The organism is Desulfovibrio sp. (assembly GCF_035644575.1).
In the GTDB taxonomy this organism is placed as follows: Bacteria; Desulfobacterota; Desulfovibrionia; order Desulfovibrionales; family Desulfovibrionaceae; genus Desulfovibrio.
This window is the reverse complement of sequence record NZ_DASQOG010000202.1, coordinates 1-2,509: the sequence shown is the minus strand read 5'-3', so window position 1 is coordinate 2,509 and position 2,509 is coordinate 1. Positions and strand designations below refer to the sequence as shown.

General features: G+C 53.0%; 3 protein-coding genes. 1 reads left to right on the top strand and 2 read right to left on the bottom strand.

Annotated elements, in window-relative coordinates:
* The first annotated feature begins 7 nt into the window (after positions 1 to 7).
* The gene (locus VEZ52_RS11195) at positions 8 to 274 is read left to right on the top strand and encodes an RNA recognition motif domain-containing protein (RefSeq protein ID WP_192111928.1); all 267 of its coding nucleotides are present in this window, start codon (positions 8 to 10) and stop codon (positions 272 to 274) included.
* Positions 275 to 716: 442 nt separating this feature from the next.
* Here the strand turns inward: VEZ52_RS11195 and VEZ52_RS11190 are convergent, their stop codons facing one another.
* Both VEZ52_RS11190 and VEZ52_RS11185 read right to left on the bottom strand, forming a co-directional pair.
* The gene (locus tag VEZ52_RS11190; RefSeq protein ID WP_324836883.1) at positions 717 to 1,064 is read right to left on the bottom strand and encodes a DsrE family protein; all 348 of its coding nucleotides are present in this window, start codon (positions 1,062 to 1,064) and stop codon (positions 717 to 719) included.
* A 613-nt stretch (positions 1,065 to 1,677) separates the two neighbouring features.
* A partial coding sequence (locus tag VEZ52_RS11185; RefSeq protein WP_324836882.1) for a cell division protein FtsZ occupies positions 1,678 to 2,509 on the bottom strand: 832 nt, incomplete at its 5' end.

The following is a 2,509-nucleotide window of genomic DNA, read 5'->3' as shown; positions in this document are numbered from 1 at the left end:
AGTCGTTATGGCTGTTTCCATTTATGTCGGCAATCTGCCTTTTTCCGCCACTCAGGAAGGCGTTGAAGCCCTGTTCGCCCCCTACGGCGAAGCCCTTTCCGTCAAGCTCATCATGGATCGCGAAACCGGCCGCCCCCGTGGTTTCGGTTTTGTTGAAATGGACGAAGCCGATGCCCACAAGGCCATTGAAGCCCTGAACGGCGTTGACTTTGGCGGTCGCACCCTGCGCATCAACCAGGCCGAAGAACGTCGCCCCGCGCCCCGCCGCTGGTAGACCACAAATTTCCTTGAAAAAAAGCCGCTGCTCTCGCAGCGGCTTTTTTTTGTAACAACAAACTGTTTTAACCTTTCTTGCCTTGGCTCGCACACGGCGTTTCCTGCTTCTTACTCCCTTGCCCAACCACAGCGCCAGACTCCGAAGCGTTAAACTGGCATGCGCCAATACAACGGATTCCGCCACAGTGCGGACAAGCATTTCGCCGCTGCGGCAAAAACATGTACCGCAAAATTGTCAGAAAACGCTTGATCGCCATCTACCCACCTAGAACACCCTTTTATAGTGAAAGCCGCTCGGCTTAATCCATACGATGCCAAAATCTGTACCCTGGCATCATGAAGTTTTGCTCCACAGGCCTGCCGCGCTGCAAAAAGCAAACATAGAGTGCCAGCTTGATCAGTGGAACCCTTGCCATGAAGACCCAACCGTTCAGATGGAGCTAGATGGTAATAAGCTTTTCATCATCCTTGAGAATTTTCGTAAACGCCTCCCCAATGTAAAAAACTTCATCAACTCCTTCCAGCTTTTCTAGTTGCTCAAACAGACCAAGATTTTCAGCGCACTTTCTGCATGCTGAAACATGCCCGCCAGCATCATGAAATTTTTTAAGAAGGCCCTGCAACTTCACGTCATCACAAATCAATTTGACGGTTGCACCCCAGAGAATCAGATGCACTTCATCCCACCAGCCTTTGAGCAAGGAATTGGTGGCATACATAAAGACCATATTCTCTGCGGTGACAGGGTTATCGTTAACCCAGAGGATATGCAGATACTTTTTACTCATAGGTCTCCCCCATCGGTTAAAATGTTAGGCAAATTATGGCAGAAGAGTCACTCACAAGAAGAAACACATACCTGACAGTGCCGTTTAACCATGGCAAGCACGACATGTGCGCAAGCGCACCTTTACTAACGCACTAAAAAGCCCAATATTTCGCCAGATGTAAAAAGGGATGCTGTGCCAGCGACATGGATTTAACGATCGACTTATGCCTGCGGCGTTTCCATGCAACGACCTGGCTGACGGTCAAGTGCAAATCGACACATTTCAAGGCGCAAATGCCCTGTTTGACACATAGCAACGCCAATCCCGCTGCACAAGAACGGTGACGGTGTTAGTAGCAACGATTCACATACCCCTTTAGCCAATCATGTCTCGGGGGTGTAGCACAAGTCCAGTCTATTTTGCATGGCAGACGGAATCCTGTGGACAGTTTTCCAACAAAAAAGTCCGTGAAACCTAGGCTTCACGGACTATAGCGGACATTTACACCCAGCTCTGGGAGGCCCCCAATGGGCCTCCCGGCGGGCATTTCAGGGCCGAAGAGGCAAGCCCTGAAAATCATGGGCCTTCATGGCAAAAGGCATTCTGCCAAGGCGCTCAGGCAACAACAGTATTAGTCTGCCTGAGTGCGGATGAAGGTAGGAATTTCAAAATCATCCTCATCGTAGGTGAAGTCTTCGTGGCCTGGGTTATGCGCACGGCGGCGCGGCTGGCCCACAACTTCACGCTTGAGCAGATAAGGAGGACGGTTGCTGTTTTCATCGTACCAGCGCTCCACTTCGGTGCGGCGGGCAGACTGCGGCAAACGGGATTCGGCACGTTCCTGCTCGTCCATCATGCTCTGCTGGGCGGCGCGGGAATTCATGCGGCGCGGTTCGGCAACCACGGCATCGGGGCCGGGCTTGCGGAAGTTGGTGACAGTGGCCGCAGGAGCCTGCACAGGCTGAATAACCTGAGGAGAATCAATGCCGGTGGCAATAACGGTGAGGCGGATTTCGTCGCCGATATTGTCGTCAAACACAACACCAAAGATGATGTTGGCTTCTTCAGGCGTGGCATCACCGATGATGTCGCCGATTTCGGCAATTTCCTCGGCAGTAATATCTGTGGGGGCGGTGATGTTGTACAGAACCGCCTTGGCGCTCTCGAGCGAAACATCTTCAAGCAGCGGGCTCATGATGGCGCGCTGGGCGGCCTCGCGGGCGCGGTTTTCGCCAGAGGCGATGCCCGTGCCCATCAGGGCCATACCGGCTTCGGCCATGGTGGTCCGAACGTCTGCAAAATCGAGATTGATGAGGCCCTCACCCACAATGACGTCAGAAATACCCTTGACGGCGTAGTACAGCACATCGTTGGCCTTCTGAAGCATTTCGGAGAAAGGAGCCTTCTTGGGGGCAAAGGCAAGCAGACGGTCGTTGGGGATGGTGATCAGGCAGTCCACATGC